The sequence below is a fragment of the Clostridium sp. CM038 genome, from assembly GCF_055081105.1.
The window spans coordinates 2048084-2060692 of record NZ_CM143651.1 but is presented as its reverse complement, the minus strand read 5'-3'; the positions used below and the strand labels follow the sequence as shown (position 1 = coordinate 2060692).

The window sequence follows — 12609 nt, the reverse complement described above, 5'->3', positions numbered from 1 at the left end:
TCATATCATAGTACCCTTGAGGTACTTATTTTTTTTATGTGGAATACCACTTAGAGAGCAGATGTAAAATTAATCTTAACGGTAATCTTGCAAAGTAAACAATATTCAAAATATTCAAACTTAAGGTTGTATTCGATATAACCCTAGGTATATTAAGAATTAATTTTCAATTTCAAATGCTTAAAGCGCCGTAAATCAATAAATATTAAGTAATAAATTAGTCTTAATTTAGTTAAAAGACTTACTTATGATACTTAAAAAGACAGATGTTTATTTGACAAAATTTATTTCAAAGGGTATTATTAGTATATTATAGTAAACAAGGAGGAAATATTATGAATGAAAACATGCAAAAATTTAGGGTGGAAAGCGATTCTGTTGGCTCTAAGAATGTACCTATAGAAGCATATTATGGAGTTCAATCATTAAGGGCGTCAGAAAACTTTAATATTACAGGTAGGAGGATGCACAAAGACTTAATAGTCAGTCTTGCGCAAGTAAAAAAAGCTACAGCTATTGCAAATAATGAAGCTGGATTAATGAGTAAAAAAATCAGCGACGCTATAGTACAAGCATGTGATGAAATAATAGTTGGTAAATTACATAATGAATTTATAATTGATCCTATTCAAGGTGGAGCAGGTACATCGGGTAATATGAATGCAAATGAAGTAATTGCTAATAGAGCAAATGAAATATTGGGTGGTAAATTGGGAGCGTATGATAAAGTTCATCCAAATGATCATGTAAATATGGGACAATCTACAAATGATGTATTCCCAACAGCAGGCAAGATGGCAGCTCTAAAACTTATTCCAAAAACCTTAGAGGAGTTAAGAAAACTTGGTGATGTACTTGTTGAAAAGTCTAAAGAATTTGATGATGTTATTAAAATGGGAAGAACTCAAATGCAAGATGCTGTACCTATTAGATTAGGCCAAGAATTCCATGCATATAGCTCAGTAATAAAAAGAAATATTGATAGGTTAGAAAAAGCCAGTGAAGGGCTAAAGAGTGTAAATATGGGAGCTTCTGCTATAGGGACAGGAATAAATGTGGATACAGGATATTTTAAAAAAATCGTGCCAGCAATTAATGATGTTGTTAATTTAGATTTACATCAAGCAGAAGACTTAATAGATGGGACACAAAATCTGGATGTTTTTGTGGACGTTTCATCAGCTCTTAAAACTTGTGCAGTAAGTCTATCCAAGATATCAAATGACTTAAGGTTAATGTCTTCAGGTCCTAGAGCAGGCTTTGGGGAAATCAATCTGCCAGCAAAACAAAATGGATCTTCAATAATGCCAGGAAAGATAAATCCTGTAATTCCAGAAGTTATGAGTCAAGTATCTTTTAATATTATAGGCAATGACATTACTATAACTATGGCAGCAGAGGCCGGACAATTAGAATTAAATGCATTTGAACCAGTTATATTCTATAACTTATATGAATCTATAGAAACACTAGGTAACGGAGTTAATACCCTTAGAGAAAATTGTATTGCAGGTATTACGGCTAATAGAAAAAGGTGCAAATACTTAGTAGATAATAGTGTAGGTATAATTACAGCGATAGTACCTCATGTAGGTTATAAGGCAGCTGCAAAAATTGCAGCTAGAGCGATTGCAACAGGCGAACCTGTAAGTGAATTGGTACTTAAAGAGAGTATTTTAACGAAAGCACAACTTAATGAAATACTAGATACAATAGCAATGACCGAGCCAGGAATAGCAGCAAAGCATTTAATGGCTATATAAATTATTTTATTAATTAAATGTAAACAATAGTATGCAATTAGGTATTTTTTGTGGTATTATAGTATAGTGAAATTGCAATCATCATGGAATAAAGTAAAGGCTCAGTTAGTTTCGAGGATTGAAACTAGAGATGATCTTAGCATTGCATATACTCCGGAAGTGGCTAAAACATATTGAGTGAATATTAAGAAAACGGTTACCGGTATGCTCCTAAACAACATTTGGTTGTTTAGGAGCATACTGACATGAAGGGCTCCTTTCGAAATTCATTTTTAGTTTATACCCATCTTGTAAATGTATATGCGCCCAAGGTGGGCGGATTACAGCCATTTCAATATATAAAAATGTGGTATTAATGCTGGCTGTGGCATTTCATAGCCAGCTAATAAAATATATAAAGGAGGGTTTTGTATGAGTAAAAAAAAGGTGAACTTGACAACTAGAATCCTTATTGCTCTATTATTAGGATCAATAACTGGAATTATTGTATTTCAATTTCCTAATGGAACTTTTAAAAATGCGTTTTTAATAAATGGTGTTTTCCAATTAGTAGGTCAACTTTTTTTAAGAGGAATAATGATGCTTGTAGTCCCACTGGTGTTTATTTCCTTAGCAAATGGTGCGGCCAGTATGGGAGATGTAAAGAAATTAGGTAGGGTCGGGGGAAAGACTGTAGCTTTTTATCTATCAACTACAGCAATAGCTGTTGCTATTGCGCTAGTCTTAGGTTATTTTATAAAGCCAGGATCAGGGTTAGATTTAACAGCCGTAAAAGCAGTGAAAACTACAATTGCTACCAAAACTCCATTGGTACAAACGTTATACGAAATGGTACCAAGTAATCCAATTTTAGCTATGTCGGAAGGTAATATGCTTCAAATTATTGTAGTTGCTGTATTAACTGGTATAGGCTTATCTTTATTAGGTAAAAAAGGTCAGCCCCTAATTAATTTACTTGAAAGCCTAAATGATTTAATAATGAAATTAGTAGAAATCGTTATGACATTTGCACCTATAGGTGTATTTGGGCTTATAGCTAAAACCTTTGCTACTGTAGGGTATGTAGCTATGATGCCTTTAATGAAATATATTCTTACAATATATTTGGGTCTATTACTTATCTCAATATTAGGATATGCAAGTCTTTTAAAAAGTTTTACTGGGTTATCTATAAAAAAGTTTTACAAAAAATTCTTCCCAGTTATGTCTGTAGCTTTCTCAACAGCTAGTAGTAATGCTACAGTACCAGTGAATATGGAAACATGTGAAAAAGAATTAGGGGTATCAAAAGGTATTGCGGCCTTCACTATTCCATTAGGTGCAACAGTTAATATGAATGGTACTGCTATTATGCAAGGGGTAGCAACATTCTTTGTAGCTCAAGCATATGGCATTCCTGTTACACTAAATATGATGTTAACAGTAGTTCTAACTTCAACTATTGCATCTGTAGGTACAGCTGGAGTCCCTGGTGCTTCCATTATAATGCTGTCTATGGTATTTCAGGCTGTAGGTCTTCCCTTAGAAGGAATCGGTCTTATAATGGGTGTAGATAGATTGGTAGATATGGGCAGAACAGTTGTCAATATTACAGGAGATGCTATTTGCACTGTTATAATAGCTAAGCAAGAAGGGGAATTAGACGTTGACGTATTCAATAGTGAGAACGAAGAATTAAGTGGCAATGTATAAATAATACAATTTAATAAAAGGGGAAGTATTGAATGAATTATTTTGTAGAAAGTTTAAAACTGCATGAAAAACATACAGGCAAAATTGAAGTAATATCAAAAATAAAAATCCAAACAAATGATGATTTGGCACTTGCGTACACACCTGGTGTTGCAGAACCTTGCAAGAAAATCTATGAAAACGTAGAAAATGTGTATAAATATACATCTAAAGGGAATATGGTTGCAGTGGTTACGGATGGCACTGCTATTCTAGGGCTTGGAGATATAGGACCCGAGGCAGGACTTCCGGTTATGGAAGGAAAGGCTATATTGTTTAAAGAGTTTGGTAATGTAGATGCCTTTCCAATCTGCTTAGACACAAAGGACGTAGATGAAATTGTTCGCACAATACAGCTTATCTCCCCAGGGTTTGGTGGGATAAACTTAGAAGATATTAGTGCTCCAAGATGCTTTGAAATAGAAGAAAAGCTTAAAAAAATATTAGATATACCAGTATTTCACGATGACCAACATGGGACAGCAATTGTAGTTCTTGCAGGTCTTATCAATGCTTGTAAAGTAGTTGGAAAGAAGCTTGAGAATTTAAAGGTTGTAGTAAACGGTGCTGGTTCTGCGGGAACAGCAATATCAAAGCTTTTACTCTCCTCAGGAGTGAAGAATTTAATTGTCTGTGACAAAGTAGGAGTACTTTATAGAGGGATGGCAATAATTGATGATGCAAAAACAGCCCTTACAGAAATAACTAATCCAGAAAATATAAAAGGAAGCTTAAGTGATGCATTAGTAGGTGCAGATGTATTTATAGGGGTTTCTGCACCAGGAATAGTAACACCTGAGATGGTTAAATCTATGAAAAAAGATTCTATAGTCTTTGGAATGGCAAATCCAACCCCAGAAATCATGCCAGATGAAGCTAAAAAAGCGGGCGCAAGGGTATGTGGTTCAGGACGTTCAGATTTTCCAAACCAAGTAAATAATGTTCTTGTATTTCCAGGGTTATTCAGAGGTGCATTAGATGTGAGAGCAAAAGAAATAAATGAAGAAATGAAGCTTGCAGCAGCATATGCTATTGCAAATTATATAAAAGATGAAGATTTAAACGAAAACAATGTAATTCCAAGTGCATTAGATAGAGGTGTAGCAACAAAAGTAGCAGAAGCAATTGCGAAAGCTGCAAAAGAAACAGGCGCAGCAAGAATATAACCAAGCGCTGCTAGGATTACCTCTTCATGACCATTGAGAATCATGAATAAATTACAAATGATTTATTTTTTTAATTTAAAAAGATAGTAAAAACTTTATAATAAGGTTTTGCTATCTTTTTTTCTATTAATTTCTTATAGAATTTTTTAGAATAAATCTCCGCCTTATTACATATAATTAGTGGAGGTGGTTAAATATGTATAGAACTATGGTGTGCAAAACATGTGATAACAATAGAGTACTCATTGAAAAAGTTGGACAGGAACTAAATATCAAGTGCTCAAAATGTGAAAATACAATAATGCAGGCGGTTTACCTAGAGTCTTGGAATGAACATATTGCTAATACATATAAATTTAGAATCGGTATTGATGATGATAGGTTAATTGAGGCGGATATAGTTGAAATGAAAGTTAATAAAGAAGAGCCTCAAACTTCAAGCGAAGAGGGAAAAAAAATTCGGTTAATGTATGTAAAAGAATATGAATTCATAAGGCAACTTCCAGAAGATGAGTATGTGGAAATAATCAATTGAAATAGATTGTAGGGGGATGAAAGAGTCGAAGAGCTGCTTTGAATATGTATGTTTATATAGGGAAAATGAAAAAAAGAGCTCACTAGGGCTTTTTTTTGTTTTCAAAACAAATGAATATGGTGATAATATATAATTAGTCTTCATTTTAGTAACTTAAAAATAAATATTGACAGTAAAAGAAAACCTATGGTATTATAAATACAATGCAATACATTACTAAAACGATAGGAATACTAGGAGGGTAATAAATGAAAAAAACATCTGTATTAATTAGTACTTTATTAATAGCAACACTGGGACTTGTAGGATGCGCCACAAGTAGTAGTAAAAACACTGAATCTAAGGACCTATTATCAAAAATAAAGAGTGAAGGGAAAATACAAATTGGTACTGAAGGAACATACGCACCATACAGCTTCCATGATAAATCAGGAAAGTTAACTGGTTTTGATGTTGAAATTGCAGAGGAAGTATCTAAACGTCTTTCCGTAAAACCAGAATTTGTGGAAACAAAGTGGGATGGTATGTTTGCTGGGCTCGACGCAAAGCGATTTGATATGGTAGTAAATCTAGTTGGAATTCAACCAGATAGACAAGAAAAATATGATTTTTCAGAACCATATATAGTTTCAAAAGCAGTGCTTATAGTAAACAGTGATGATAACACTATCAAAAAGTTTGAAGATTTGAAGGGGAAGAAATCTGCTCAATCATTAACTAGTAACTTATCTAAAATTGCAAAAGATAATGGTGCAATACTTCAACCAGTTGACAGCTTTAATCAAGCAATTGACCTTTTAGGTTCTAAAAGGGTAGATGCCACAGTTAATGACAGTTTATCTTATCTTGATCTTAAAAAACAAAAACCAGACCTTGCTATAAAAGTTGTTGATGAGGAAGGAAATGCACAGCCAAGCGCATTTATGTTTAAAAAGGGAAATAAAGAATTAGTGGATGCGGTTAATAAAGCACTTATTGATATGAAAGCAGATGGTGCTTATTTAAAAATTTCAAATAAGTGGTTTGGCAGCGATGTATCAAAATAAGAGGGTGATAAGATGAATTTTGATGTGCAAACACTAAGAATATTAAACATAATTAAAGACTCTTTTTTTCCTTTATTAATAGCTGGTGTAAAATTTACCATTCCAGTGGCAGTGCTTTCTTTCATACTCGGTTCAATTGTGGCTATGGCAACGGCTCTTGCACGTATATCCAAACATAAATCATTAGTTTTAATATCAAGTTTTTATGTTTGGATAATAAGAGGGACACCGCTTCTCGTGCAGTTATTTATAATATTCTACGGATTACCAGCTGCTGGTATAACCATGGGAGCTTTACCGGCAGCAATTATAGGTTTTACATTAAATGTTGGAGCTTATAATTCGGAAGTAATTAGGGCTGCAATTCTATCTATACCTAAGGGGCAGTGGGAAGCAGCATCTTCAATTGGTATGACTCATACTCAGTCGTTGATTCGTATAATTTTGCCACAAGCAGCTAGAGTATCTGTACCGCCGCTGTCAAATTCATTTATAAGCCTTGTTAAAGATACATCCCTTGCTGCGTCGATTACTTTAGCGGAAATGTTTCAGATTGCTCAAAGAATAACAGCAGTAACATATGAACCACTTGTATTGTACTGTGAAGTGGCCTTTATATATCTATTATTTTGTACTATACTATCTACAATTCAACAGAAAATAGAGAAAAATCTTGAAAAATATGTCGCTAGGTAATTGGAGGAAATTCATGATTAATATAAAAAATTTACACAAGAGTTTCGGAAATAATGAAATATTAAAAGGTATAGATTTGCGAATTGTAAGAGGCGAAGCAACCATTATTATAGGGCCTTCAGGTTCGGGTAAAACCACACTTCTTAGATGTATGAATTTGCTAGAACTGCCTAATAAGGGGACTATGAGCATTGGGGATAATGAATTAGTGTTTGGGGAAAATAAAAATCCAACTGATAAAGAAGTGATATCACTTCGCAGGAATACTGGAATGGTATTTCAAGGATTCCATTTATTTCCTCATATGACTGTGGTAGAAAATATTATGGAAGGGCTTGTTACTGTACTTAAGCAATCTAAGAAGGCAGCCCATGATAAAGCACTTAAGCTTTTAGATAAGGTTGGGCTTTTAGACAAGTGCAACAGTTATCCTCATGAGCTTTCAGGAGGACAACAACAAAGGGTTGCTATAGCGCGTGCTATGGCTATAGAACCATTAGTACTATTATTTGACGAGCCAACATCTGCACTGGATCCTGAGCTTGAAGCGGAGGTGCTTAAAGTTATGAAGGATCTATCACTTGAAGGTATGACAATGGTAGTTGTTACTCATAATATGAGTTTTGCAAGAGAAGTAGCAGACAATATAATATTTATGGATAACGGAATCATTGTTGACAGGGGAACACCGAAGGAGTTATTAATTAACACAACTAACCCAAGAATAAAACAATTTTTAAATTTAGTATCTGATTAGATAATAGATTGTTTGAGAAAAAATAATTTCGACACTAAGAATTTTATTAAGTTGGAGGCGTGAAAATGTTAAATAAAGAAGTTAAAGAGAATCTATTGAGAGAAGGCATTCATGAAGATGCTGTAAGTGCTTTAGATGAAAAGGGAAAGTGCCTATTTGATATAGATAGTACAAGGGACGTATGCTTTGAACTGATTGATGTGGGTGTTAAATTTAGTTGTGAACTAAGTATTTTAGATGATGGATTGTATTTGATAAAAATTTTAAATTAGATTATAGACATAACCATTATTAGGGCTATGTCTATAATTATTATTATGTGTAAAAATTACTATTGGAAATTGAATCCTTCAATTTCCAATAGTAATTTTTGTGTAGGCGTTCTATTACCAGCAAAGCCTACCAACTTACCACTTTTACCAATGACCCTGTGACAGGGTATAATTATAGGCAATTGGTTATATTTATTAGCTTGACCTACTGCCCTTACAGCTTTAGGGTTTCCGATGGATTCTGCAATTTGCAAATAATTCCGCGTTTCACCATAAGGTATATCTCTAAGGGCTTTCCATACTTTTTTTCTGAACTGTGTGCCTTCTATAGATAAAGGTATATCGAAATTTTTCCTTTTACCTTTGAAATATTCGTCTAGCTGAACTATAACTTCCTTGCATAACTCATTATCTTTGGGAATAGCTTCATGTTTTTTCTTGTATTGTATCCAATCTTCTTCAAAAATTTCTACTTTTATAACACCAATCTCATTCACTACTACATGGATAAGCCCAATAGGGGAATCATAAACATCATAACCGATTTTCACAAAACGCCTCCTCAATTGTATAATAGAAACCATAAATAAAAGGTAGCATAAGATTCATATTATGTCCAGTTTAAAGCAATTTTTTTATCATATAAAATGAAAACGTGAATATTAATTTTCTCCAAATGAAAAAGGCCAGACTTTAAGGCGGGCCTTTCAATTTCTTAATCTATATAAGTTTTTTATTAAATATATTAGTTAAATTTAAATTTTCTATTTTACCTTTAATCTCATCTATATCTAAAGTATAGAGTCCAAGTTCCTGCATTCTTTTAAAATAGTATTATTACTCCTATGAGTATTCATTTATGAATATTGATTTATCAAAACTTGTTTTTGTAATGCAACATTGAAATCAAGAAAATGTCTAATTGTTGGTTATCAATTATAAATGCGTAAAAAAATATAATGTGGTAGAATAAATAAAATTTTTAGGGTATGAGTATGTATAGGGTCCTCTAGTGGGTCCCTTCTGCAAAAGCATTTTAGAAACCGGCCTTAAAAGTTCTTATTTAATAATTAAATATTAGGTACATGAAAACAAATAACAAATCATATTATATTTAGAAGCTCTGGTAGGAGGAACATCTGCGTTTTTTATGAATTGTTTATTAAATATGATTGGAAGTATTACATTTTTAACAGCCTATATAACTGGCAGTAGTTCATTCCCTCAACCATTGTGTGAAGAAGAAAAAAAATATTCCTATCCAGGAAAGGATGTAGATGAGCTAATATCTATTGGAATAGTGGGACTCAATTTATATAATAACTAGCCCTTAAAAATCATCTATTTAATTATATTGGAATAGACATAATTTTCTATGAATATTGTTTATAATAATACACATGATAATAGTGTAATTGAAAATGATTATCAAATATAGAGGAGGTTATTATATGTCAAGAAATAGAGTATTGGTTCCGGAGGCTAAGGTTGGATTAAACAAATTTAAAATGGAAGCTGCTAAAGAAGTAGGAGTAAATCTTACAGACGGTTACAATGGAGATTTAACCTCAAGAGAGAATGGTTCGGTAGGCGGACAAATGGTTAAGAAAATGGTTGAGTCTTACGAAAAGAATTTGTAATAAGAAATGTGGAAGAAGTTAGCCTAGCGTAATTGCTAGGCTTTTTTTGTAAAATCATTTAAATTTGATAAACAGCCCCATAGAAATATGGAAATTGTCAGTTTGCGTGGGAAGAAAGAGAAAATAAATGGTTACACATGGTAAGTAAAGAAGCTATTGCACTAATAAAAGTTAATCAAGAATAAATATATATTCTTTAGAATTTGAAAAAGAGAGTGAAATAAGTTTTCCCATTAATAATGGAAGACAGGTATATTTAGTTCAAGTAGAGGGATGTTCAAGTATAAATAGTATTAAGATAGGAAAAAGATGCTATGGAAATGGTAGCGTGGTTAATGTGTATTTTAATAGAGTTTCGTGATTATCCAGGAAATATATCTATTAAAATTGGACAAAACGTGATAAAATAAGAACAAACGTTTGTGGGGTGATAAAAGTGGATATAATGAAAAAACTTGAAATATTATCTAATTCAGCGAAGTATGATGCGTCTTGTTCTTCGAGCGGTTCTAATAGAAAGAATACAAAGGGAGGCATAGGTAATGCATCATCAACAGGTATTTGCCATTCCTGGTCACAGGATGGTAGATGTATTTCGCTACTTAAAATTTTGTATACCAATAAATGCATATACGATTGTAAATATTGTATTAATAGAGCTAGTAATGATCTGGAGAGAACAAGCTTTACTCCAAAAGAAGTAGTAGATTTAACTATAAATTTCTATAGAAGAAATTATATTGAAGGATTATTTTTAAGTTCTGGGGTAGAAAGAAGCCCAGATTACACTATGGAAAATTTAGTGAGAATTTTAAAGGATTTAAGACTGATTCACAAATTTAATGGGTATATTCATGTAAAGGCTATTCCAGGCTCTGATCCAAAGCTCATATATGAGGCGGGATTGTATGCAGACAGAATGAGTGTAAATATTGAGTTGCCGTCAGAAAAAAGCTTAAAACTCTTAGCACCTCAAAAGAATAAGGCAGATATATTAAAACCTATGGGACTTATTAAACACAGTATAATAGAATCTAATGAATATAAGAAAAAAGGATTTAAAGCTCCAAGATTTACTCCTGGTGGACAAAGTACTCAGATAATGGTAGGGGCAACTAATGAAAGTGATTTAAGAGTAATTAGTCTTACTGAAGGATTATATAATACTTTCGGGCTTAAGAGGGTGTATTATTCTGCTTATGTGCCGGTGGTGCGGCATGCAAATTTACCTGCTATTCAAAGCACACCTCCAATATTAAAAGAACATAGAATGTATCAAGCAGATTGGCTTTTAAGGTATTATGGATTTAAGGCAAATGAATTATTAGATGAGCAAAATCCGAACTTTGATATAAATTTAGATCCCAAAGCCTTTTGGGCATTAAATAATTTGGATAAGTTTCCGTTAGAAGTAAATAACGCTCCCTATGAAACATTACTTAGAGTGCCTGGAATAGGAGTAACATCGGCTTTAAGAATTATAAAATCAAGAAGACTTTGCAATCTTTCCTATGATAATTTAAAAAAAATAGGAGTAGTGCTCAAAAGAGCTAGATACTTTATAACTTGTAGTGGTAAATTTTATGGAGATAAGGCGATGGAAAGAGGAAGGATCAAAAATTATTTATTAGACTATGAAAGTTTTGATAAGCCACAACAAATGAGCTTGTTTACTCAAAGGAGTGATTTATTTGGTTAGATACATTTATGATGGAAGTTTTGATGGGTTTTTATCTGTTGTATATGATTGTTACTATGATAGAATACCTGAAGGCATAGATAGGATAGATAGCTATACTTTTGATATGATATATAAGGACAAGTTTATAGAAACTGATATAATAAAATCAAATAAAGTATCTAAGTCAATACTAGAAAAAATCTCAAAAGATGCATTAATTCATGTGTATCAAGCGTTTTTGTCTGAGGTACAAGGAATAGAGTTAATATTATTTAAATATATACAGTTAGGGTTTAAGTTAGGGAATAAAGTTAATGATTTTCTAACAGATGACATTGTAAATGAAGTACAGAAATATTCTAGAAAAGTTGGCTTTGAAGCACATAGATTTTTAGGATTAGTTAGATTTCAAGAATTCAAGGGCATATTGTATGCAGCAATTGAACCTACTTACAATATTCTTGAGCTCATAGCAAATCACTTTAAAGTAAGACTTACAAATGAAAAGTGGATAATTCATGATGTGAAGAGAAAAACAGGTGTAGTTTATGAAAATCATGAATGGATATTAAGGGATTTGAAATTTGAAAAATTAGAAAGTAATGAGAAGGAAGAGTTATTCTATCAAGATCTTTGGAAAGTTTTTCATAAAAGTATTAGCATACAGGAAAGGAGTAATAATAGATTACAAATGCAACATATGCCAAAGAAATATTGGGATAATTTAATTGAAATGAAATAGTGTCACTAGTTGCACTATTTTAAATTTCAGTATTTTTAAAAAAAATGTTAACAATCATGTTATAATAGATATAAACACATTATTAGGTTATTGTAATTAAAGGAAGGAACGATGATTATGAAAAAATCAGTAGAATACACAGAAGTTGAAAGTCCTAGCATAAGTATTGAAAGAAAAAAACATATGATGGAAAAAATCTATAAAACACTAGAAGATTTGGGGGCTACCAGTAAAGAAAAAGGTAAAACGAGTAAAGAAATAAACAACTCTATTCCTAAGGAGCCTACTATTAAAGATATAGATAGTGTGAAAAAAATCAAGAAAGTACAATTAAATACACCTTCATTTGTAGGTTCACTTGCAGGACTTATGTCTAAATCTCGAATACTTGGTAAAGTATCAAGCGTAGAGAAAAAGGAAGTTAAATGGTACATACTGGGGACTGCAAAAATGATTAATGATATAGATCCTAGAGATATGTAATATTTATCATTTGTTTTTCAGCAATATAACACATAACCACAATAAAAAACTAAGTCTTAAAAGTTAAGACTTACAGACCGTTGACAAACATAAAATG

14 protein-coding genes and 1 pseudogene are annotated in these 12609 nt (G+C 32.3%); 14 read left to right on the top strand and 1 reads right to left on the bottom strand.

Annotated features, from left to right (window positions below):
• The first annotated feature begins 335 nt into the window (after positions 1 to 335).
• The 8 genes from ACWJKS_RS09370 to ACWJKS_RS09335 all read left to right on the top strand — a co-directional run bounded on the left by ACWJKS_RS09370 (position 336) and on the right by ACWJKS_RS09335 (position 7966).
• Positions 336 to 1763, top strand: coding sequence for an aspartate ammonia-lyase (locus ACWJKS_RS09370; protein WP_258280667.1), 1428 nt, complete (start codon positions 336 to 338; stop codon positions 1761 to 1763).
• 411 nt (positions 1764 to 2174) lie between these two features.
• Complete coding sequence (locus ACWJKS_RS09365) at positions 2175 to 3455, top strand: dicarboxylate/amino acid:cation symporter (protein ID WP_165413535.1); 1281 nt, start codon at positions 2175 to 2177, stop codon at positions 3453 to 3455.
• A 32-nt stretch (positions 3456 to 3487) separates the two neighbouring features.
• Positions 3488 to 4660, top strand: coding sequence for an NAD(P)-dependent malic enzyme (locus tag ACWJKS_RS09360; RefSeq protein ID WP_216302820.1), 1173 nt, complete (start codon positions 3488 to 3490; stop codon positions 4658 to 4660).
• Positions 4661 to 4856: 196 nt separating this feature from the next.
• On the top strand, positions 4857 to 5195 hold the full coding sequence (locus ACWJKS_RS09355) for a hypothetical protein (protein ID WP_165413537.1): 339 nt from the start codon (positions 4857 to 4859) through the stop codon (positions 5193 to 5195).
• Between the two features lie 248 nt (positions 5196 to 5443).
• The gene (locus tag ACWJKS_RS09350) at positions 5444 to 6241 is read left to right on the top strand and encodes an amino acid ABC transporter substrate-binding protein (protein WP_216302821.1); all 798 of its coding nucleotides are present in this window, start codon (positions 5444 to 5446) and stop codon (positions 6239 to 6241) included.
• A gap of 12 nt (positions 6242 to 6253) precedes the next feature.
• A complete protein-coding gene (locus tag ACWJKS_RS09345; RefSeq protein WP_216302822.1) occupies positions 6254 to 6937 on the top strand; it encodes an amino acid ABC transporter permease in 684 nt (227 codons plus the stop codon).
• Between the two features lie 13 nt (positions 6938 to 6950).
• Positions 6951 to 7694: an amino acid ABC transporter ATP-binding protein gene (locus ACWJKS_RS09340; RefSeq protein ID WP_220320199.1), complete on the top strand. Its 744-nt coding sequence runs from the start codon at positions 6951 to 6953 to the stop codon at positions 7692 to 7694.
• Between the two features lie 65 nt (positions 7695 to 7759).
• A complete protein-coding gene (locus ACWJKS_RS09335) occupies positions 7760 to 7966 on the top strand; it encodes a hypothetical protein (RefSeq protein WP_165413541.1) in 207 nt (68 codons plus the stop codon).
• 59 nt (positions 7967 to 8025) lie between these two features.
• On the opposite strand, the gene ACWJKS_RS09330 is transcribed toward ACWJKS_RS09335, so the two are convergent.
• Positions 8026 to 8532 carry a methylated-DNA--[protein]-cysteine S-methyltransferase gene (locus ACWJKS_RS09330; protein ID WP_216302841.1) on the bottom strand — a complete coding sequence of 169 codons (507 nt, stop codon included), beginning with the start codon at positions 8530 to 8532 and terminating at the stop codon, positions 8026 to 8028.
• A gap of 584 nt (positions 8533 to 9116) precedes the next feature.
• Between ACWJKS_RS09330 and ACWJKS_RS09325 the strand changes: the two are divergent.
• The 6 genes and pseudogenes from ACWJKS_RS09325 to ACWJKS_RS09300 all read left to right on the top strand — a co-directional run.
• Positions 9117 to 9275 (top strand): annotated as a pseudogene (locus tag ACWJKS_RS09325) (RNA polymerase sporulation sigma factor SigK); the annotation flags it as partial.
• 142 nt (positions 9276 to 9417) lie between these two features.
• Positions 9418 to 9606, top strand: a complete 189-nt coding sequence (locus ACWJKS_RS09320) for an alpha/beta-type small acid-soluble spore protein (RefSeq protein ID WP_165413544.1) — start codon at positions 9418 to 9420, stop codon at positions 9604 to 9606.
• A 181-nt stretch (positions 9607 to 9787) separates the two neighbouring features.
• Positions 9788 to 9967: a pirin family protein gene (locus tag ACWJKS_RS09315; protein ID WP_396020625.1), complete on the top strand. Its 180-nt coding sequence runs from the start codon at positions 9788 to 9790 to the stop codon at positions 9965 to 9967.
• Between the two features lie 75 nt (positions 9968 to 10042).
• Positions 10043 to 11305: a putative DNA modification/repair radical SAM protein gene (locus tag ACWJKS_RS09310; protein ID WP_462961028.1), complete on the top strand. Its 1263-nt coding sequence runs from the start codon at positions 10043 to 10045 to the stop codon at positions 11303 to 11305.
• Complete coding sequence (locus ACWJKS_RS09305; RefSeq protein ID WP_462955966.1) at positions 11298 to 12029, top strand: TIGR03915 family putative DNA repair protein; 732 nt, start codon at positions 11298 to 11300, stop codon at positions 12027 to 12029. Before ACWJKS_RS09310 ends, ACWJKS_RS09305 begins: the two co-directional genes overlap by 8 nt.
• 117 nt (positions 12030 to 12146) lie before the next feature.
• Positions 12147 to 12512: a hypothetical protein gene (locus ACWJKS_RS09300; protein WP_216302826.1), complete on the top strand. Its 366-nt coding sequence runs from the start codon at positions 12147 to 12149 to the stop codon at positions 12510 to 12512.
• Positions 12513 to 12609: the final 97 nt, after the last annotated feature.

What these genes read in the sequence shown, in the direction of transcription:
- ACWJKS_RS09370 (WP_258280667.1), top strand. Translation starts at nt 336, where the DNA reads ATGAATGAAAACATGCAAAAATTTAGGGTGGAAAGCGATTCTGTTGGC.
- ACWJKS_RS09360 (WP_216302820.1), top strand. Translation starts at nt 3,488, where the DNA reads ATGAATTATTTTGTAGAAAGTTTAAAACTGCATGAAAAACATACAGGC.
- ACWJKS_RS09340 (WP_220320199.1), top strand. Translation starts at nt 6,951, where the DNA reads ATGATTAATATAAAAAATTTACACAAGAGTTTCGGAAATAATGAAATA.
- ACWJKS_RS09300 (WP_216302826.1), top strand. Translation starts at nt 12,147, where the DNA reads ATGAAAAAATCAGTAGAATACACAGAAGTTGAAAGTCCTAGCATAAGT.
- ACWJKS_RS09335 (WP_165413541.1), top strand. Translation starts at nt 7,760, where the DNA reads ATGTTAAATAAAGAAGTTAAAGAGAATCTATTGAGAGAAGGCATTCAT.
- ACWJKS_RS09350 (WP_216302821.1), top strand. Translation starts at nt 5,444, where the DNA reads ATGAAAAAAACATCTGTATTAATTAGTACTTTATTAATAGCAACACTG.
- ACWJKS_RS09345 (WP_216302822.1), top strand. Translation starts at nt 6,254, where the DNA reads ATGAATTTTGATGTGCAAACACTAAGAATATTAAACATAATTAAAGAC.
- ACWJKS_RS09320 (WP_165413544.1), top strand. Translation starts at nt 9,418, where the DNA reads ATGTCAAGAAATAGAGTATTGGTTCCGGAGGCTAAGGTTGGATTAAAC.
- ACWJKS_RS09365 (WP_165413535.1), top strand. Translation starts at nt 2,175, where the DNA reads ATGAGTAAAAAAAAGGTGAACTTGACAACTAGAATCCTTATTGCTCTA.
- ACWJKS_RS09355 (WP_165413537.1), top strand. Translation starts at nt 4,857, where the DNA reads ATGTATAGAACTATGGTGTGCAAAACATGTGATAACAATAGAGTACTC.